This window comes from Nocardioides caricicola (assembly GCF_039541135.1).
GTDB lineage: Bacteria > Actinomycetota > Actinomycetes > Propionibacteriales > Nocardioidaceae > Nocardioides > Nocardioides caricicola.
In genome coordinates this window covers 46,555-65,759 of record NZ_BAABFQ010000009.1, presented here as the reverse complement: position 1 = coordinate 65,759, position 19,205 = coordinate 46,555, and the positions used below count along the sequence as shown (strand labels likewise).

16 protein-coding genes are annotated in these 19,205 nt (G+C 72.3%); 11 read left to right on the top strand and 5 right to left on the bottom strand.

All coding sequences use genetic code 11. The features are described 5' to 3' along the window. Window positions 1-28: 28 nt before the first annotated feature. From ABD875_RS19990 to ABD875_RS19960, 7 genes are read left to right on the top strand one after another with little or no spacing between them, the layout of a single operon-like run. Window positions 29-4,909: an NAD-glutamate dehydrogenase gene (locus ABD875_RS19990; RefSeq protein ID WP_345181546.1), complete on the top strand. Its 4,881-nt coding sequence runs from the start codon at window positions 29-31 to the stop codon at window positions 4,907-4,909. Window positions 4,910-4,962: 53 nt separating this feature from the next. Beyond that, window positions 4,963-5,484: a SigE family RNA polymerase sigma factor gene (locus tag ABD875_RS19985; RefSeq protein ID WP_345181544.1), complete on the top strand. Its 522-nt coding sequence runs from the start codon at window positions 4,963-4,965 to the stop codon at window positions 5,482-5,484. Next, window positions 5,481-6,524 (top strand): hypothetical protein, encoded by a 1,044-nt coding sequence (locus ABD875_RS19980; protein ID WP_345181542.1) that lies wholly within the window; start codon window positions 5,481-5,483, stop codon window positions 6,522-6,524. Before ABD875_RS19985 ends, ABD875_RS19980 begins: the two co-directional genes overlap by 4 nt. Window positions 6,525-6,542: 18 nt before the next feature. After that, window positions 6,543-7,934, top strand: a complete 1,392-nt coding sequence (locus ABD875_RS19975) for an amidase (protein WP_345181540.1) — start codon at window positions 6,543-6,545, stop codon at window positions 7,932-7,934. Then, window positions 7,913-8,764 (top strand): ABC transporter ATP-binding protein, encoded by an 852-nt coding sequence (locus ABD875_RS19970; protein WP_345181538.1) that lies wholly within the window; start codon window positions 7,913-7,915, stop codon window positions 8,762-8,764. The genes ABD875_RS19975 and ABD875_RS19970 overlap by 22 nt, the downstream gene beginning before the upstream one ends. Continuing rightward, entirely contained in the window at window positions 8,761-9,822 is a 1,062-nt protein-coding gene (locus ABD875_RS19965; RefSeq protein WP_345181536.1) for an ABC transporter permease, read from the top strand. The genes ABD875_RS19970 and ABD875_RS19965 overlap by 4 nt, the downstream gene beginning before the upstream one ends. Then, the gene (locus ABD875_RS19960) at window positions 9,819-10,676 is read left to right on the top strand and encodes an SDR family NAD(P)-dependent oxidoreductase (protein ID WP_345181534.1); all 858 of its coding nucleotides are present in this window, start codon (window positions 9,819-9,821) and stop codon (window positions 10,674-10,676) included. The genes ABD875_RS19965 and ABD875_RS19960 overlap by 4 nt, the downstream gene beginning before the upstream one ends. Here the strand turns inward: ABD875_RS19960 and ABD875_RS19955 are convergent. The 3 genes from ABD875_RS19955 to ABD875_RS19945 all read right to left on the bottom strand — a co-directional run bounded on the left by ABD875_RS19955 (window position 10,624) and on the right by ABD875_RS19945 (window position 14,479). After that, complete coding sequence (locus ABD875_RS19955) at window positions 10,624-11,865, bottom strand: RNA polymerase sigma factor (protein ID WP_345181532.1); 1,242 nt, start codon at window positions 11,863-11,865, stop codon at window positions 10,624-10,626. The two genes, ABD875_RS19960 and ABD875_RS19955, sit on opposite strands and share 53 nt — an antisense overlap. Beyond that, entirely contained in the window at window positions 11,862-12,218 is a 357-nt protein-coding gene (locus ABD875_RS19950) for a YciI family protein (RefSeq protein WP_345181531.1), read from the bottom strand. Before ABD875_RS19950 ends, ABD875_RS19955 begins: the two co-directional genes overlap by 4 nt. A gap of 95 nt (window positions 12,219-12,313) precedes the next feature. After that, window positions 12,314-14,479 carry an outer membrane protein assembly factor BamB family protein gene (locus tag ABD875_RS19945; protein WP_345181529.1) on the bottom strand — a complete coding sequence of 722 codons (2,166 nt, stop codon included), beginning with the start codon at window positions 14,477-14,479 and terminating at the stop codon, window positions 12,314-12,316. Window positions 14,480-14,567: 88 nt separating this feature from the next. On the opposite strand from ABD875_RS19945, the gene ABD875_RS19940 reads away from it, so the two are divergent. After that, complete coding sequence (locus ABD875_RS19940) at window positions 14,568-15,053, top strand: CAP domain-containing protein (protein WP_345181528.1); 486 nt, start codon at window positions 14,568-14,570, stop codon at window positions 15,051-15,053. Between the two features lie 22 nt (window positions 15,054-15,075). Here the strand turns inward: ABD875_RS19940 and ABD875_RS19935 are convergent, their stop codons facing one another. After that, window positions 15,076-15,249 (bottom strand): hypothetical protein, encoded by a 174-nt coding sequence (locus ABD875_RS19935; RefSeq protein WP_345181526.1) that lies wholly within the window; start codon window positions 15,247-15,249, stop codon window positions 15,076-15,078. Window positions 15,250-15,469: 220 nt separating this feature from the next. Here ABD875_RS19935 and ABD875_RS19930 point away from each other — a divergent pair, with 220 nt between their 5' ends. From ABD875_RS19930 to ABD875_RS19920, 3 genes are all read left to right on the top strand, one after another. After that, window positions 15,470-16,183 (top strand): response regulator, encoded by a 714-nt coding sequence (locus ABD875_RS19930; protein WP_345181525.1) that lies wholly within the window; start codon window positions 15,470-15,472, stop codon window positions 16,181-16,183. Between the two features lie 34 nt (window positions 16,184-16,217). After that, window positions 16,218-17,336, top strand: coding sequence for a peptide chain release factor 2 (gene prfB / locus ABD875_RS19925; protein WP_345181523.1), 1,119 nt, complete (start codon window positions 16,218-16,220; stop codon window positions 17,334-17,336). 62 nt (window positions 17,337-17,398) lie between these two features. Next, window positions 17,399-18,295 (top strand): oxygenase MpaB family protein, encoded by an 897-nt coding sequence (locus ABD875_RS19920; protein WP_345181522.1) that lies wholly within the window; start codon window positions 17,399-17,401, stop codon window positions 18,293-18,295. On the opposite strand, the gene ABD875_RS19915 is transcribed toward ABD875_RS19920, so the two are convergent. Further along, the coding region (locus ABD875_RS19915; RefSeq protein ID WP_345181521.1) for a fibronectin type III domain-containing protein at window positions 18,282-19,205 on the bottom strand (924 nt) is incomplete at its 5' end. The genes ABD875_RS19920 and ABD875_RS19915 overlap by 14 nt on opposite strands.

Below are 19,205 nucleotides of genomic sequence, written 5' to 3'. Positions count from 1 at the left end.
GCGCACCCGGGGACCTAGTGTCGGGAGCGTGTCAACGACGACGCATGAAGTAGACCTGTCCGAGCTCCTGTCCGAGGCCGTCGAGGTGGCCCGCAGCAGGAGCGCCACCGGTGGACCGCCGCCCGACCGGGTGGCCGCGATGCTGCGGGCCTACTACCGGCACCTCGCGGCCGAGGACGTCGGGGACCGCTCCGCGGTCGACGTGTACGCCGCGTTCGCGTCGCACTACGAGCTCGCGGCGAACCGCCCGCAGGGCACCGCCCGCGTGCGGGTGCTGACCCCGTCGCCGGGCGAGCACGGCTGGTCGGCCTCCGGCCACTCGGTGGTCGAGGTCGTCGTGGACGACATGCCGTTCCTCGTGGACTCCCTGACCATGGAGCTGTCGCGCCAGATGCGCGACGTGCACCTGGTGATCCACCCCCTCTTCGACGTCACCCGGGACATCACCGGCGCGGTCCAGGAGGTCCGTCCCGTGGCGCACGACGGCGGCCCGGGCGCCGACCTCGACCTCGAGGACGGTCGCGAGTCGTGGATGCACGTGGAGATCGACCGGATCCCCGACGGCGAGGACACCGCCGAGATCGAGGCGGCCGTCCAGCGGGTGCTGCGCGACGTCCGGGAGGCCGTCGAGGACTGGGACAAGATGCACGGCCAGGTCTCCGACATCGTGCACGAGCTCCAGACCGACGCGCCCGCCACCGTCGACGCCGAGGAGGCCCGCCAGGCGGCCGCACTGCTGCAGTGGCTCGCCGACGACCACTTCACGTTCCTCGGCTACCGCGAGTACCACCTCGAGCGGGACGGCGACGACGAGTACCTGCGCGGCGTGCCCGGCACCGGCCTGGGCATCCTGCGCCCCGACCAGGACCTGTCCAGCACGTCGGGGCGGCTGCCGGCGGCGGCCGCCGCGAAGGCGCGCGAGCAGACCGTGCTCGTGCTCACCAAGGCCAACTCCCGCTCGACGATCCATCGCCCGGCGTACCTCGACTACGTCGGCGTCAAGAAGTTCGAGGACGGCCAGGTCGTCGGCGAGCGCCGCTTCCTCGGGCTCTACAGCAGCGCGGCCTACACCGAGTCGCTGACCCGGATCCCGCTGCTGCGCGAGCGCGCCGAGGCGGTGCTCAAGGAGGCGGGGTTCCCGCCGCAGAGCCATGACGGCAAGGCCCTCATGGACACCCTCGAGACCTACCCGCGCGACGAGCTGTTCCACACGCCGGTCGACGAGCTGGCCCCGATGGCCATGAGCGCCATGCACGCGCGTGAGCGCCGGCGGCTGCGGCTGTTCACTCGCCGCGACACCTACGGCCGCTACGTCTCCGTGCTCGTCTACCTCCCGCGGGACCGCTACAACACCGCGGTCCGCGAGCGGTTCTCCCAGATCCTGCTGGAGAGCCTGGGCGGCGACTCGGTCGAGTTCACCGTGCGGCTCACGGAGTCGACCACCGCCCGGGTGCACTTCGTCGTCCACCCGCCGAAGGGCTCCGCGATCCACGACGTCGACACCGTCGACCTGGAGCGCCGGCTCGCGGAGGCCTCCCGCTCCTGGCGCGACGACCTGTCGGCAGCGCTGCTCTCCGAGTTCGGCGAGGTCGCCGGCACCCGCATGGCCCGGCGCTACCTCAACGCGTTCCCCGAGGCGTTCAAGGAGGACTTCTCGCCACGCATCGCCGCGCTCGACCTCGGCCGGCTCGAGGAGGTCCCGCTCGACGAGGACGGCGCGGGGATCCTGGTGTCGCTGTACCAGGACCTCGACTCCGGTCGCGGCGACGCGCGGCTCAAGGTCTACCGGATCGGCCCGCCGCTCTCGCTGTCCGAGCTGCTGCCGATGCTGTCCTCGCTCGGCGTGGAGGTCGTGGACGAGCGGCCCTACGAGCTCGACGGGCTGGAGCGGCCCACGATCATCTACGAGTTCGGCCTGCGCTACCACCGCGCCGCCCTCCCCGACGACTCGCGTGAGCTCGTCGAGGCCGCGATCCGCGCGATCTGGGACGGCCGCAACGAGATCGACGGCTTCAACGCGCTCGTCCTCGGGGCCGGCCTCACCTGGCGCCAGGCCACGGTGCTGCGTGCCTACGCGAAGTACATGCGGCAGGGGAACTCGCCGTTCGCGCTCGACTACATCGAGGGCGCGCTGCTGCAGAACGTCGACATCACCCGGCTGCTCGCGCTGCTGTTCGAGATCCGCTTCGACCCGCGCGCCGACCACGACCGGGCTCCTGACATCGAGCAGCGCATCCTGCGGGCGCTCGACGACGTCGCGAGCCTCGACCACGACCGCATCCTGCGCTCGTACCTCGCCCACATCCGGGCCACCCTGCGCACCAACTACTTCCGGCCCGCTCCGGACGGGGGCGTGCGCTCGTACATCTCCTTCAAGATGGAGCCGTCCGGCATCCCGGACCTGCCGCAGCCGCGGCCGCGCTACGAGATCTTCGTGTACTCGCCGCGGGTCGAGGGCGTGCACCTGCGGTACGGCGCGGTCGCGCGCGGTGGCCTGCGCTGGTCCGACCGCCGCGACGACTTCCGCACCGAGGTGCTGGGTCTGGTGAAGGCGCAGATGGTCAAGAACACCGTGATCGTGCCGGTCGGCGCGAAGGGCGGGTTCTTCCCCAAGCAGCTGCCCGACCCGAGCGTCGACCGCGACGCGTGGCTGGCCGAGGGAGTCGCGTCGTACAAGACGTTCATCTCCGGCCTGCTCGACATCACCGACAACCTCGTCGACGGCGAGACCGTGCCGCCGCCGGACGTCGTCCGCCACGACGGTGACGACTCCTACCTCGTCGTCGCGGCCGACAAGGGCACCGCGACGTTCTCCGACATCGCCAACAGCGTCTCGCAGGACTACGGGTTCTGGCTCGGCGACGCGTTCGCGAGCGGCGGCTCGGTCGGCTACGACCACAAGGCGATGGGCATCACCGCCCGGGGCGCCTGGGTCTCGGTCCAGCGGCACTTCCGCGAGCGGGGCATCGACTGCCAGACCGAGGACTTCACCTGCGTCGGGATCGGCGACATGTCCGGCGACGTGTTCGGCAACGGCATGCTCTGCTCCGAGCACATCAAGCTGGTGGCGGCCTTCGACCACCGCGACATCTTCCTCGACCCGGACCCGGACCCGGCGGTCTCCTTCGCCGAGCGGAAGCGGATGTTCGCGCTGGCCCGGTCCAGCTGGCAGGACTACGACCGTGCGCTGATCTCCGAGGGCGGCGGCGTCTACTCGCGGGCGCTCAAGAAGATCACGCTCAACGACGCGGTGCGTGCCTCCCTCGGCATCGACGCGTCGGTCGAGTCGATGACGCCGGCCGAGCTGATGAAGGCGATCCTGGTCGCGCCGGTGGACCTGCTCTGGAACGGCGGCATCGGCACCTACGTCAAGGCGTCGGGCGAGAGCCACGCCGACGCGGGGGACAAGGCCAACGACGCGATCCGCGTCGACGGACGCGACGTCCGGGCGAAGGCCATCGGCGAGGGCGGCAACCTCGGCTGCACCCAGCTCGGCCGCATCGAGTACGCCCGCGAGGGCGCCGGCGGCGTCGGTGGCCGGATGAACACCGACTTCATCGACAACTCCGCCGGCGTCGACACCTCCGACCACGAGGTCAACCTCAAGATCCTGCTCGATCGCGTGGTCAAGGCCGGTGAGATGACGCTCGAGCAGCGCAACACGCTGCTCGCCGAGATGACCGACGAGGTCGCCGAGCTGGTCCTGGCCGACAACTACGACCAGAACATCGCGCTCGCGAACGCCGGCGCCCACGCGGCGTCGATGCTGCACGTGCACGAGGAGTGGATCCGCAGGCTGGAGCGAGACGGCGTCCTCGACCGCGAGCTGGAGGGCCTGCCGACCCGGCAGGAGGTACGCCGCCGCCTCGACCAGGGCGAGGGCTTGAGCAACCCCGAGCTCTCGGTGCTGATGTCGTGGACCAAGATCGTGCTCGCCGACGAGCTGCTCGACTCCGACCTGCCCGACGACCCGTACCTCGACCTGGACCTGCGGGCGTACTTCCCGACCGCGGTCCGTGAGGGCTTCGAGCCGCAGGTCCACGACCACCCGCTGCGCCGCGAGATCATCGTGACCCAGGTGGTCAACGACCTCGTGAACGGCGCGGGCATCACGTTCTGGCCGCGGCTGGCCGGCGAGACCGGGGCCAGCGCCGCCGAGCTCACCCGCGCCAACTTCGTCGCGCGCGAGATCTTCGGGTCGCTCGGGCTGCGCCAGGAGCTGAAGGCCCTGGACAACAAGCTCGACGCGGCCGTCCAGACCCGGATGCGCCTGGAGATGCGGACGCTCGTCGAACGCGCGTCGCGGTGGCTGGTCAACAACCGGCGGCCGCCGATGGACAGCCAGGCGACCGTCGACCAGTTCGCGGGGCCGGTGCAGCAGGTGATGGCCCAGCTGCCCGACCTGATGACCGGCCGCGAGCTCGGCGGCTACCGCGAGCGCCTGGACCGGCTGGTCGCCGACGGGGTGGACGAGGACCTCGCGAGCCGGGTGGCGGTGCTGCCGACGGCGTACATGCTGCTCGGCGTCATCGAGACCGCCGCGCGCGAGGGGCTGGACCCGGCGGGCGTCGCCCGGGTGCACTTCACCCTCGGCGAGCGGCTCGGGCTGCCCGGGCTGGTGCAGCGCATCCTCGCGCTCCCGCGCGCGGACCGCTGGCAGACGATGGCGCGCGCCGCCCTGCGCGACGACCTGCACGCCGTGCACGCCCAGCTCACCGCGCAGGTGCTCGCGACGACGTCGGCCGAGGAGCCGGCGCCGGCCCGGATCGCGGCATGGGAGGCGGCCGACGACGTGGTGGTCCCGCGCGCGGCCGCGACCCTCGAGGAGATCTGCGCCGACGACCAGGCCGACCTGGCCCGGCTGTCGGTGGCGCTGCGCGTGGTGCGCGGGCTGCTGGCGACCGGTTAGGGCCCGGACCCAACCCGGAGCGGCTCGGGCTGCATCTGAAGGGTGTGGAAGCAGTGGCGGAGACCGACGGGTTCGACGAGTTCTTCCGCGCGACCTGGCCGCGCCTGTTCCGTACCGCGTGCGCGGTCGCGGGTGACGCGGCGTCCGCGGAGGACGCGCTCCAGCAGGCGTACGCCCGGGCGTACGCGTCCTGGCGGCGCGTCAGCGCGGCGGAGCACCCGGAGGCCTACGTCCGCAGGATCGTCGTCAACGAGATCCTCGGGACCCGGCGCCGGGCGTGGTGGCGGCGCGAGCGTCCCACCGACCTCTCCGGCGAGACCGGGCCCGCGACCGCGGTGGTGTCGCCCGAGGCGGCGATCGTCGAGCGCGACCGGCTGTGGCGGGCCGTGCTCGAGCTGCCGCCCCGGCAGCGCGCGGTCGTGGTTCTCCGCTACTACGAGGACCTGTCGGAGGAGGAGATCGCCGGCACCCTCGGCTGCTCTCGCGGAACCGTGAAGTCCCAGGCCTCCGCTGCCCTCGCCAAGCTCCGGCAACACGCCGGGCTGACCCTCGACTCGAACGGAGAACGCGCATGAGCACCGATCTCGCCGAGCAGATCCGCGCCCTCGTGGACGCCCTGCCCGTGCCTCCCGGAGACCTGGACGCCGTACGCCGCGGCGGTGGCCGGATCCGCGCACGCCGCCGGGTGGCCGCTGGCGCCGGGGTGGCCGCCCTGGTGTGCGCCGCGGTCGCGCTGTGGCCCGGTGCCGACGACGGCGCCCGCAGCGAGCGGGGCCTCGAGCCGGTCGGCCCGCTGGACTTCAGCCAGGGCCTGCGGGCCTATGCCGACCCCTACAACGAGATCCACCTCGGCGGCCGCACGTTCCCCGCCGATCAGCTGGGCGACCTCGACGTCGACGGCGCTGCGACGCCGTACGGCGTGGTGTTCTACGACGACGGCCTGGTCAGCCTGCTGTCCGAGTCGGGGGACATCACCGCGCTCGAGCCGGCCTCCACGCGCGGTGACTACCACCCCACGCCGATGGCCGACGCGCAGCAGCCGCTGGTGGCGTACGGCGTGACGATCGACGGCACGCCGCACGTCGTCGTCCACGACTTCGAGGATCCCGACGAGCCGGTCGCGACCAAGGCGGTGTCCCAGGACACCGAGATCGAGGGGATCGACGGTGGCCGCGTCGTGCTGTGGAGCCCCGACGGCAGCCAGGTGTGGGACCCGCGCAGCGGCGACGTCACCGACCTCGGTGGTCCGAAGACCCGGATCGCGGACTTCCGGGGCGGCGTCGTGCTGCACTTCGGCCCCGCGCCCGACGGGCCTGCCGCGGCGGACCTCCGCCTGGTCTCCGGCGCCATCGACGCCCAGCTCACCCACGACGGCGGCCATGTCCTGTACTGGTCGAACAAGCTGGAGTCGACCGACGGCAGCGCGCCGATCGTGCTCGACGAGAAGGCGACGTTCTTCACCGTCGACACCGACGGCTCGATCCTGGCGGCCGCGTTCGCGAAGGGCGGTGGCGCCGAGGTCTACGACTGCGAGGTCCCGTCGGGGCGCTGCGAGGACCTCGGCCACCTGCCGCTCACGGGCGGTGACCCGATGTTCATGGGCAATGACATGTGACGTCGCTACCCTCGGCGCGTGACCGATCTCGCCCGGGCCGGAGTGGCCGACACCGTCCGTCTCATCGCCAGCGGGGAGCACACGGCGCGCCAGGTCACCGAGCAGGCGCTGCGCCGCATCGCTGACCGCGACGACGAGCTCAACGCGTTCTCCGTGCTGCTGGCCGAGGAGGCGCTCGCGGAGGCCAGTGCCCGCGACGCCGCGCAGAGCGCCGGCGCGCCGCTCGGGCCGTTGCACGGCGTGCCGATCGCGATCAAGGAGGAGCTCGACGTCGAGGGCGTCGTCACGACGTTCGGTGGCGAGGGGAACTCGACGCCCGCCGCAGCCGACGGCGAGGTCGTGCGCCGGCTGCGGGAGGCCGGCGCGGTGATCGTCGGGAAGACCGCGATGCCGGAGTTCGGCGCGTTCCCGTTCACCGAGTCCGACGCCTTCGGCATCACCCGCAACCCGTGGGACCCGACCCGCACGCCCGGCGGCTCCAGCGGCGGTACGGCGGTGGCCGTCGCCGCTGGCATGGTGCCCGCCGGGATGGGCGGGGACGGCGGCGGGTCGATCCGGATCCCCAGCGCCAGCTGCGGGCTGTTCGGCCTCAAGCCGCAGCGCGGGCGGGTCACGACCGCCCCGCACCCGCACTTGTGGTGGGCGCTCGGCACGGCCGGCCCGCTGACGCGCAGCGTGCTCGACAGCGCGCTGGTGTACGACGCGATCCGGGGCAACGTCGAGGGCGACCTCTACACCGCGGGCGGCGACGAGTCGTTCGTCGACGCGGTGGGTCGCGAGCCCGGCCGGCTGCGGATCGGCTGGACCACCAAGGCCGTCACGCTCGGCGTCAAGCCCGACCCGGTGCACGTCGAGGCCGTCCAGGAGACCGCTCGCCTGCTCGACACCCTCGGCCACGACGTGCGCGAGGTCGACCCGCACTACCCGGACCCGACTGCGGCGTTCGTACCGCAGTTCTTCGCCGGCATCCGCACCGAGGCCGACCTCGTCGAGCACTACGACCGGCTGGAGCGACGTACCCGCGAGACCTACCGGCTCGGCTCCTGGGTGACGCCGAAGGTCATCGAGTGGGCGCTGAAGCAGACCGAGAAGATCTCCCGGAAGGCGAACCGGGTCTTCGACGACGTCGACGTGCTGCTGACGCCGACCCTCGCGCACCGTCCGCCGGAGGTCGGCCGCCTCGACGGCGTGGGGACCGTGCGCGCCGCGCTGCGGGCGATGCCGTCGATCGCGTACGTCGCGCTCTGGAACGTGGCCGGCAACCCGGCGGCCTCGGTGCCGTGCGGCGTCGCCGCGGACGGTCTGCCGGTCGCCGTGCAGCTCGTCGGCCGCACCGACGACGAGGCCACGTTGTTCTCGCTGTCCGCCCAGCTCGAGCAGGCCCGCCCGTGGCCGCTGACCGCGTCGTGAACGCGATCGAGGTCACCGACCTCACCATGACGTACGGCGACCTGCGCGCCGTCGACGGCGTCGGCCTGTCGGTCGCGGAGGGGGAGTTCGTCGGCATCCTCGGCCCCAACGGTGCGGGCAAGACCACGCTGCTGGAGATGATCGAGGGCCTCCGCAAGCCCGACTCCGGCAGCGCGTCCGTGCTCGGTCTCCCGGTCTGGCCCCGCAACGCCGCACTGCTGCCCCGGATCGGCGTGCAGCTCCAGGCCTCGTCGTTCTTCGAGCGGTTGACCGCGCGCGAGCAGATCCACACGTTCGCGGCGCTGTACGGCGTCGCCAGGGCCCACGCCGACGAGTGGCTCGAGCGGGTCGGGCTCGCCGAGAAGGCCGGGGCGCGGGTGGAGGACCTGTCCGGCGGCCAGGCGCAGCGGCTCTCGATCGCCTGCGCACTCGTGCACGACCCGGAGGTGGTGTTCCTCGACGAGCCCACCGCCGCGCTCGACCCGCAGGCCCGGCGCAACCTCTGGGACCTGCTCTCGGGCATCAACGACGCGGGCCGCACCGTCGTGCTCACCACGCACTACATGGACGAGGCCGAGGCGCTGGCCGACCGGGTCGCGATCATGGACCACGGACAGATCCTGGTGTTCGACACCCCGGCGGCGCTGGTGCAGCGGCTCGACGCCCCGACCCGGATCACGCTCGCCGACGGCGAGGTGATCACGACCCGGGAGCCCACGGTGGAGATCGCCCGGCTCGCCGAGCTGGGTCGCCTCGACGGGGTCCAGGTCCAGACCGGCACCCTCGAGGACGTCTTCCTCGACCTCACCGGCCGGGAGTACCGCGCATGACCGCGTTCCTCGCCCTGTCGGGTGCGATCCTGCGCGGCTTCGTCCGCGACCGGACCGCGGTGTTCTTCGCCGTCGTCTTCCCGCTGATGTTCCTGGTGCTCTTCGGCGGGCTGTTCTCGGACCAGTCGGTCGGCAAGGTCGACATGATCGTCGTCGGCGACGTGTCGCTGGTCGAGGACCTGCCGGCGGGAGCCGACGACACGTTCGAGGCGACGTTCGAGGTCACCCGCTCCGACGACCTCGACGACGCGATCGCCCAGGTGCGCAAGGGCGATGCGGACGTCGCGGTCGAGCAGCAGGGCGACACGCTCGTGGCGCACTACACGCGGACCGACCCGGCGAAGGCGGGCATCACCGCCGGGGCGCTCCAGGCGCTCGTGGACGGCACCAACGTCGCCGTGACCGGCCAGCCGCCGACGTACTCGCTCGAGGTGGAGTCGGTCGAGGACGACTCGCTCAGTGCGATCCAGTACTACACGCCCGGCCTGCTCGGCTGGGCCGTCGCGATGAGCGCGGCCTTCGGTGCGGCTGCCACGCTGCAGGGCTGGCGGCAGAGCAAGCTGTTGCGCCGGCTCCAGCTCGCGCCGGTCTCGACCCGCACGGTCGTCGGCGCCCGGGTCTCGGTCACCGTTGCGGTCGCGCTCACCCAGATGGCGATCTTCATCGGCGTCGGCGCTCTGCTCTTCGACCTGACGCTGACCGGCGCCTGGTGGATGGCCGTCCCGCTGCTGGTGGTCGGCACGCTCTGCTTCATGTCGATCGGCCTGCTGGCCGGCGCGATCACCAAGACCCAGGAGGGCGCGGTGAACGCCGCGAACTTCCTGGTGCTGCCGATGGCGTTCCTCAGCGGGTCGTTCTTCCCGCTCGAGGGAGCGCCGCAGTGGCTCCAGACGTTCTCGAACGTGTTGCCGCTCAAGCACCTCAACGACGGCATGCTCGACGTCATGGTCCGCGGGGAGCCGTGGACCGCGGCGCTCGGCCCGATGCTCTACCTCGCGGTCTTCGCCGTCGTCGTCACGCTGGTCGCAGCGCGGCTCTTCCGGTGGGAGACGACGTGAGCCTCGCCGGCCGCACGGTCCTGGTCACCGGCGCGTCCTCGGGGATCGGCGAGGCGACCGCCCGGCTGGTCGCGACCGAGGGCGCGCACGTCCTGCTGGTCGCCCGCCGCGAGGACGAGCTCGACCGCGTGCGTACGACGATCGAGGTGGCGGGCGGTCGCGCGACGGCGTACCCCTGCGACCTGACGAACTACGCCGCGATCGACGCGCTGGTGGAGCGGCTGCTCGCCGAGCACGGCGCGGTGGACTACCTCGTGAACAACGCCGGCCGCTCGATCCGGCGCTCGGTGGCGCTGAGCTACGACCGGTTCCACGACGTCGAGCGCAGCATGGCGATCAACTTCTTCGGGCCGGTGCGGCTCACGCTCGGCCTGCTGCCCGCGATGCGGGTGCAGAGGTTCGGCCACGTCGTGAACATCGTGACGTGGGGCGTGCAGATGAAGGCGCCCAAGTTCAGCGCCTACATCGCCTCCAAGACCGCACTGGACTCGTGGAGCCGGGTGGCGGCGCGGGAGGCGTACGCCGACAACGTGACGTTCACGAACATGCGGTTCTCGCTCGTGCAGACCGCGATGACCGCGCCGACCGAGGCCTACCGCGGCCACGGCGCGACGCCGGAGCAGGCGGCCCGCAAGGTGCTCAAGGCCCTGCAGAAGCGGCCGATCCACGTGAACACGTTCGCCGGCAACGTCGGTGAGCTGATGAACCTGCTGGCGCCGCGGCTGACCGAGTGGCTGTTCCACCGGTTCGACCGCAGGTTCCCGGACTCACGGGCGGCGCGCGGCGACGACGCCCCAGCCGCTACCCGCCCGCCCGGCGGAGCAGGATCCGGCGCTCGTCCTCGTTCCGGGTGAGCGCGGCCGCATCGCGGAACGACCGCGCCGCCTCCTCGGTGCGGCCGGCGAGCTCGAGCAGGTCCCCGCGCACGGCGGGCACGAGGTGCCAGCCGGGTACGCCGGTGACCGCGTCGATGATCGCCAGCCCGGCCTCGGGCCCGAACGCGCGCCCGTGCGCGACGGCCCGGTTCACCTCGACCACGGGGCTCGGGAACGCCCGGGCGAGCACGTCGTAGAGCCCGGCGATCTCGGCCCAGTCGGTGTCCTCGGCGCGCCGAGCCCGCGCGTGGCAGGCGGCGATCGCCGCCTGGAGGACGTAGCTGCCGACCGGCGCGCCCCGGCGGGCGAGCTCCTCGGCCCGGTCCAGGGCGGCCAGGCCGCGCTGGACCAGCAGCTGGTCCCAGCGGCTGCGGTCCTGGGCCTCGAGCAGCACCGGGGTGCCGGACTCGTCGTACCGCGCCCGCAGCCGCGAGCCCTGGATCTCCAGCAGCGCCTGGAGACCGTGCACCTCCGGCTCGTCGGCCACCAGGTGGGCGAGCACCCGGGCCAGCCGCATCGCCTCGAGGCAGAGGTCGGGGCGGGTCCAGTCGTCTCCGCCGGTCGCGGAGTACCCCTCGTTGAAGATCAGGTACACGACCGCCATCACGTCCGCGAGCCGCTGCTGCCGCTCCGCCCCGACCGGCATCTCGAGCTCCGCGCCGCTGTCGGCGAGCAGCCGCTTGGCGCGCGAGATCCGCTGGCCCATGGTCGCGTCCTTCACGAGGTAGGCCCGGGCGATCTCCTGGGTGGTGAGGCCGCCGACCAGGCGCAGCGTCAGGGCCGCACGCGACTCCGCCGGCAGCGCCGGGTGGCAGCACAGGAAGGCCAGGCGGAGCACGTCGTCCTCGATGTGGTCGACCGCCGCGGCCAGGTCGGGGACCTCGGCCTCCTCGAGGCCGTGGGCCAGCTCGGCGGTACGCCGGCGCAGGGTGTCGCTGCGCCGGAACTGGTCGATCGCGCGGCGCTTGGCGACCGACATCAGCCAGGCGCCCGGGTTCGCGGGGACGCCCTGGCCGGGCCACTGCTCGAGGGCCGCGACCAGGGCGTCCTGCGCCAGGTCCTCCGCGAGGTCGACGTCGCGGGTCATCCGGGCGAGCGCGGCCACCAGCCGCACCGACTCGCGTCGCCAGACGGCGGTGATCGCGTCGTGCGTGGGTCGATCGGTCACTGGCTGCCGAACATCTGGCGCACCTCCACCGCGCCCTCCCAGCCCGGCCAGTGCTCGAGGTGCAGCTCGAGCACGCGGCGGGCGCCCTCGACGGCCTCCTCGTGCGAGCGCACCTCGGTGATCGCGTACCCGCCCGCGACCTCCTTGCCCTCGGCGTAGGGACCGTCGACCTGGGTGATGGTGCCGCCGGCGAGCCGGATCTCGGTGCTGTCGCGCATGCCGGAGAGCCCGCCGGCCTCGATCATCGAGCCGTCGGCGAACGCCGCCTGCATCTCCTTGCCCATCGCCTCCACCAGGGCCGGCGGCGGGTCCCCGACGTCCTCGGTCATCTTCACGAACGTGATGTAGCGCATCTGCCTCTCCTGTGGTCCGGGGTCGCTGTCACCCAGGCGTCGGGTGAACTCTCCCCGTTTCGACAGGAGGCGTGAAGGCCTTCAGCGCACGCTGCTCAGCTCACGGCTGCGACGTACGCGAGCTTGAAGCCGGTGCGGCCGCCGAGGTTCGGGTAGATCAGCGAGGTGTAGGCCAGGTCGTCGCTCGAGACACCCGCGACCCACCACGGGGACACGCCGGGGATCGGGTCGGCGACCGGCTTGCCGGTGGTCGCGTCGAGGAACGCCCGCGACGCGCCGTCCACCCAGAGCAGGTCGCCGATCGGCTGGACCCGCAGCAGCACGCGGTTGCCCTCGAACGACTTCGGCAGGAACCGGGTGTCGGTGATGCCGTTGGCGCGCATCCGCTCGAGCCCCGGCCGCTTCCACGTGGCGTCGTAGCCGCCCCAGACCTCCTTGAACAGGCCGGTGGCGACCATGCCGTTGCCGGACCTGGCCAGGTCGTAGACCGGCCCGTTGATCATGGGGTCGAAGGACGGGCGGACCTTGCCGTTGGTGGGGTCGATCTTGATGACGGCCGACAGGAGCCGGCGGCCGTCGAAGCTGCCCGCGGCGAGCAGGTCGCCGCCCATGCTGCTCAGCTCGGTGATGTAGCCGCGCCGCTGCACGAGGAAGGAGTCCACCTTCGTGCCGCTGGGGCCGTAGACGTCGATCCGGTTGCGCGGGAAGCGGTGGTCGTTCTCGAGCCGCCGGGCGACGTACAGGCGGTTGCCGATGGTGGTGATGCCGGTGAGGTTCTTGACCCGCAGCGACCGCTCGGCGAGCCGTGCTCCGGTGTCGGGGTCGAGGGCGACGACGTCGTCGGTCCAGTCGTAGAAGAACGTGCCGTTCTCGGCGGCCGTCGCGGACGGGTCGTAGCCATAGTGGTTGGTGTCCGCGACCCACACCGCCCCGGCGCCGACGAACAGGTCGCCCCAGGTGTTCTCGTCCGCCCGGAAGCCGGGGATCGGGTCGAGGGTCTTCGCGTCGAACGCCGCCACCCCGCTGGTCCGCACCGCGTCGGTCATGTAGAAGTGGCCGCCGACGTACACGTCCGGCCCGGACTGCTCGACCGCGTTGACCTGGAGGTCGTACGACGGGAGCTCGATGTCGACGGGCTCGCCGGTCGTGGCGCCGACCACGGTCAGCCCGCCGCGGAAGCTGCCGGCCGCCCAGAGCTCGTCGCCGTTCAGCGCGAGGTCGTACACCCCGGACGGGACGTCCGGGAGGTTGCCGGCGGTGGGGATGTCCGCGTCGAAGGTCGGGTCGAGCGCGCCGGTCCCGGGGTCGACCGCCACGAGGCGGCCCGGTTGCCCTTGGATCAGGGTCCGGTCGCCGCCGACGTAGAGCCGGTCCTCGGTGTAGAGCAGCGTGTGCACCCGGCGCAGCGCGTCGACCGCCAGCGGGGCGCCGGTGTCGAAGCCCGCGTCCTTGGCGCCGGTCTCCGGGTCCAGGGCGGTCACGGCGGCGGCGCCGACGTACAGGGTGTCGGCGCCCAGCTCGAGCGCGTGGATCGGGGTGTCGGTGGTGGCGGAGAAACCGGGGATGGCCGCGCCGGTGGCCGGGTCGAGGGCGTGGAGGCCGTCGGAGGCGACGTACAGCCGGGCCGGGCCGTCGGCCGGTGGGCTGAACAGCATCTCCGTGACCCGCTTCGGCTGGGGTGCGTCGAACGGCAGCACCGCGCCGTCGTCGGTCGAGACCGCCGCCAGCCGCTCGCGCTCGGTGCCGTCGATGCTCTCGAAGGACCCGCCGACGTAGAGCGTGTCCTGGACCAGCGCCATCGCGCTCACCAGGCCGTCGGTCTTCGGGAGGAAGTCGGTGTCGAGCTCGCCGCTGTTCAGCACGTGGGCCAGGCCGCCGGCGGGCTGGCCCCCGATCCGGGTGAAGTCGCCGCCGAGGTACCAGCCACCGGCGCCGTCCCCGACCACCACCGAGACCTGCCCGTCGGCGATCTGGGGGCTGGGCTCCGGGGAGCCGTCCGCGGCGCTCAGGGCTGCCCCGGGGCCGGCGTAGCGCCCCACGGTGTCGAAGTAGCCGTAGGCGTAGACCCGGTCGCCGGCGCGGGCGATCTGGTAGATCTCCTCGTTGGCGACCACCGCGCCGGCCGGCAGGTCGTCGGCGGTGTCCGGGAGCGCTTCCGCGGCTCGCGGGGCGGTCGCGGGAGCCGGCTGGGCCGATGCTGCCGGGCTCAGCCCGAGGGCGGCGATCACGGGGAGCGCGAGGAGGGCGCGGCGGGGGGCCATGCGGCGACCGTAGAGGTTCATGGATTAGGCCACGGTGGATACGGGGACATGTGACTGAACGGTCTAGGCCAAGTCTCGGAGGAGCCTGATGATCCGCATCGCCGCCACAGCGGTCCCCACTGCCCTGCTCACCGCCGTCGCGCTCGCACCGGTCCCGTCGGAGGCGGCGCCCGCTGAGGCGCGGCCGGCCGGGCTCACCGCCGGTCGCTACCAGCACCAGGCGTTCGAGGCGACGAACCGGGTCCGGCGCCAGCACGAGCGGGCCGGGTTCCGCGCCCAGGACTGCCTGCAGCGGTTCGCGGAGCGCCAGGCGCGGCGGATGGCCCGGCAGGACCGGATGTTCCACCAGGAGCTGCGCCCGATCCTGCGGCAGTGCGGGCTCACGACCACGGGGGAGAACGTCGCCTACGGGTTCCCGACCGGCCGGTCGGTGGTCAACGACGGCTGGATGAACTCCGAGGACCACCGTGAGAACATCCTCGACCGCGACTTCCGGCTGATGGGAATCGGTGCGCGGCGCAGCGCCGACGGCACCTGGTACGCCGCCCAGGTCTTCGGCGGCAGGACTCGCTGAGACCGTGAGCGGCGTACCGGGGTCAGTCGTGCGAGCGGTCGGAGACCGTCACGTCGGGTCGCCCGACGTCGCTCGCACTGGCCAGCTGGGCCACCGAGAGGAGCGAAGCGGCCACGAGCCCGGCGACCGCGACCGCGCCGACGATGCGCGCACGGTGGCGTCGCAGCGCGGGGGTGGGGCGGACTTCGATGATCATGGCGTGCTCCCGAGAGCGGTGGTGGGGAATGGTGTCGTGCGGTCGAGCCGCCGGCCGGGAGGGGCCGGTGAGAAGAGCGTGGCAGGACCGCAAGAATTTCGGACGAAATCCGTGGCTCAGGTAAATGCGCTGCAGAAAACTGCAGAAAAGTGCATTCCGGGCCGTGTCTACCCCCGACCGGTGCGTGCTTGGGCAGGCGATGACGCCTAGGCTGAGCACCGTGCCCCTCCGCGTCCTCCTGGTGGATGACGTCGTCGAGGTACGCCGGCTGGTCCGCACCTCCCTCCGTTTCCGGGGCGGGTTCGAGGTCGTGGGTGAGGCTGCCGACGGCCCCGAGGCCGTCCGGCTCGCCTCGCGGCTGCGTCCCGACGTCGTCGTCTTGGACCTCGACCTGCCCGAGATCGCCGGCGCCGACCTGCTGAGCCAGGTGCGCGCCGCCGCCCCCGAGGCGAAGATCGTGATGCCCGAGGAGGGCGGCCTGGGCCGCCTGGTCGAGCTCATCGAGTCCCTCGAGGAGGACGACGAGGACGACACGACCGCCGCGGTCATCGACCTGCCGCACGAGCTGAGCAGCGTGAGCCGGGCGCGCGAGTTCGTGCGCGAGCGCTCGGCCGAGTGGGGGATCGACGAGCCGCTGGACGACGCGCTGCTGGTGGTCAGCGAGCTGGCCGCGAACGCGCTGACCCACGCGGGGTCGTCGTACCGGGTGCGCCTGTCGGCCACCGCGGAGGCGCTGCGGATCGAGGTCGACGACGACGGTGCCGGCACGCCGGAGCCCCAGCCGCTGAGCGAGACCGACGAGCACGGCCGGGGGCTGTACCTCGTCAGCGCGCTCGCCTCGTCCTGGGGGATGGGGGCCGCCGAGGGCGGCGGCAAGCGCGTCTGGGCCGAGCTCGCGCTCCCGGCGCCGCGGGCGGCCGGCCGGGCCGAGTAGGCCGACCGGCTCCGGACCCGTAATCTTGCTCCTTGTGGCGGGCACCGATTACGACGCAGAGATCAAGCAGCTCCAGGCGACGATGTACACCATCGAGCAGGTGCTCGACGTGGACGCCATGCGCCGGGAGATCGCCGACCTGAGCGAGCGGGTCGCCGCACCGGACCTGTGGGACGACCAGGAGAACGCCACCCGCGTCACCGGCCGCCTCTCCGCGATCCAGGGCGAGCTCGACCGCTTCACCTCGCTCAGCAGCCGGATCGAGGACCTCGGGCTGATGGTCGAGATGGCGCAGGAGGAGGGCGACGCGGACGCCCTGTCCGAGGCCGAGACCGAGCTCGAGCGGCTGCGCAAGTCCGTCGAGGCCCTCGAGGTCCGCACCCTGCTGTCGGGTGAGTACGACGCGCGCGAGGCGATCGTCTCGATCCGCTCCGGCGCCGGCGGCGTGGACGCGGCGGACTTCGCCGAGACCCTGATGCGGATGTACACGCGCTGGGCCGAGCAGCACAACTACCCCGTCGAGGTCTACGACGTCTCCTACGCCGAGGAGGCGGGCATCAAGTCCGCCGAGTTCGCGATCCACGCGCCGTACGCCTACGGCACGCTGTCGGTCGAGGCCGGCACCCACCGCCTGGTCCGGATCAGCCCGTTCGACAACCAGGGCCGCCGGCAGACGTCGTTCGCCGCGGTCGAGGTGGTCCCGGTGCTCGAGCAGACCGACGAGATCGAGGTCGACGAGAACGACCTCCGCGTGGACGTCTTCCGCTCCGGCGGTCCCGGCGGCCAGTCGGTCAACACCACCGACTCCGCCGTACGCCTGACCCACATCCCGACGGGCATCGTGGTCAGCTGCCAGAACGAGAAGTCGCAGCTGCAGAACAAGGCGTCCGCGATGGTCGTCCTCAAGGCGAAGCTGCTCGCGAAGAAGAAGGCCGAGGAGGCCGCGCTCAAGAAGGACCTCAAGGGCGACGTGGCCGCGACCTGGGGCGACCAGATGCGCAACTACGTGCTGAACCCGTACCAGATGGTCAAGGACCTGCGCACCGGCTTCGAGGTCGGCAACCCGCAGGCGGTCTTCGACGGCGACGTCGACGGCTTCATCGAGGCCGGCATCCGCTGGCGGCGCGGGGCCGAGAAGGCCGCCTCGAACTGATCCCGTCTCGCGACAAGTGAGTGGGGATTCACGCAGCCGGCAACCTGTTCTAGGGTCGGCCCATGAGGCGCGACCACTGGAAGCGGCGCAACGACTCGCTCGACCCGGCGACCGACTACGTCGAGATCAGCAGGAACATCGTGATGCACGAGTTCCCCTGGGACATGAACCAGGCGCTGAGCTTCGCGCTGTTCCGCACGTACGCCGTCCCCGGTATCGGTCGGCTGCTCCACGACACCGGTGAGTTCACCGGCGACGTGCAGAAGAGGTACGACGACACGGCGCTGCTGCTCGAGCCGCCGACCCGGGTGGGCTTCGAGCACCCGGAGGCCAAGGCCGCGATCCGCCGGATCAACGCCATGCACCGGGCCTACGACATCCCCAACGACCAGTTCCGCTACGTGCTGAGCACGTTCGTGGTCGTCCCGAAGCGCTGGATGGACGACTACGGCAAGCGTCCGTTCACGGCCAACGAGGTCGAGGCGTCGGTGCAGTACTACCGCACGCTCGGCCGGCACATGGGCATCAAGGACGTCCCGGAGACCTACGCCGAGTTCGAGGAGCTGATGGACTCCTACGAGGCCGAGCACTTCGCCTACGACGAGGGCGCGCGCCGCGTCGCCGACTCGACGCTCGCGCTGATGCAGACGTTCTACGCCAAGCCGCTGCGCAAGCCCGCCGGGCTGTTCGCCCGAGCGCTGATGGACCAGCCGCTGCGCGAGGCGTTCCGGTACGACGCCCCGCCGGTCGCCGTGCAGCGGCTGAGCCGGGCCGCGCTCCGGGCCAGGGGAGTGGTGCTGCGCGCGTTCCCGCCTCGCCGCGAGCCGAAGCAGATCGAGGACATCTCCTGGATCCGCAGCTACCCGAACGGCTACGACATCGAGCAGCTCGGCACGTTCCCCGTCCCGGGCGTGAAGGGCTGCCCGGTCCGCCACGAGGAAGGCGTCAGCGGCCCCTGACCTTCTTCGAGGCCTTGCTGTACGGCCCGGCGCCGACGTCGTTGATCGCCCGCACCCGGAAGCTCCAGATCCCGGCCGTCTTCAGGCCCAGGGTCGACGACAGCTGATCGGCCGGCAGGATCTCGGTCGTGCCGGTCTGCAGGGCCCTCCCGGACGGGCTCCACCGGGTTCCCTTGATGACGTAGCCGACGACCGGCGAGCCCCCGTCGTCGGCAGGCGGGATCCAGCGCACGCTCGCGGTGATCGCGCCGCCGAACCCGCCGCTGCCGGCGCCGATGATGACCGGCTGCCCCGGCACGTCGGCCGTCGTGAACGTCGTCGTCGCCGGCGCGCCGGCGCCCGCGCCGTTGACCGCCACGACGCTCACGTCGTACGTCGCACCGCGCTCGAGGCCGGTCGCCGCGTAGGAGAACGTCGCAGCGTCGACGGTGTCGGTGAAGCCGCCGACCGTGACCTCGTAGCCGGTGACCGGGCTCTCGCCCTCGTCGGCCGGAGCGCTCCAGCTGATCACCGCGGTGCCGGACGGGCCCGGCGCGGCCGACAGGTCCTGCGGGGCGCTCGGGGTGTCGCCGTCGCCGGGGTCGACCTCGCAGCCGGTGACGCCCAGCGTGTACGCGCCGACGCTGGCGTAGTCGTCGTAGCCGTTCCGCGGGTTGCCGTTGCCGACCCCGTCGACGGCGGCGACGTACTGGCCGGCGGCGACGGAGGTGTTGATCGTCGCGTTCATCCCGGACGCCACGTGGGCGTCGACCCTCGCCGACGGCGGGTTGTTGATCGCCACCTGGGTGCCGCCCGCGTCGTACAGGCGCAGCTCGATGTCGAGGTTCGTGCCGACGGCGACCCCCGTCGCGGTCACCTTCACCGTGCCCGAGCACTGCCCGAGTGCCCAGAAGTCCTTGTCGGTGCGGTT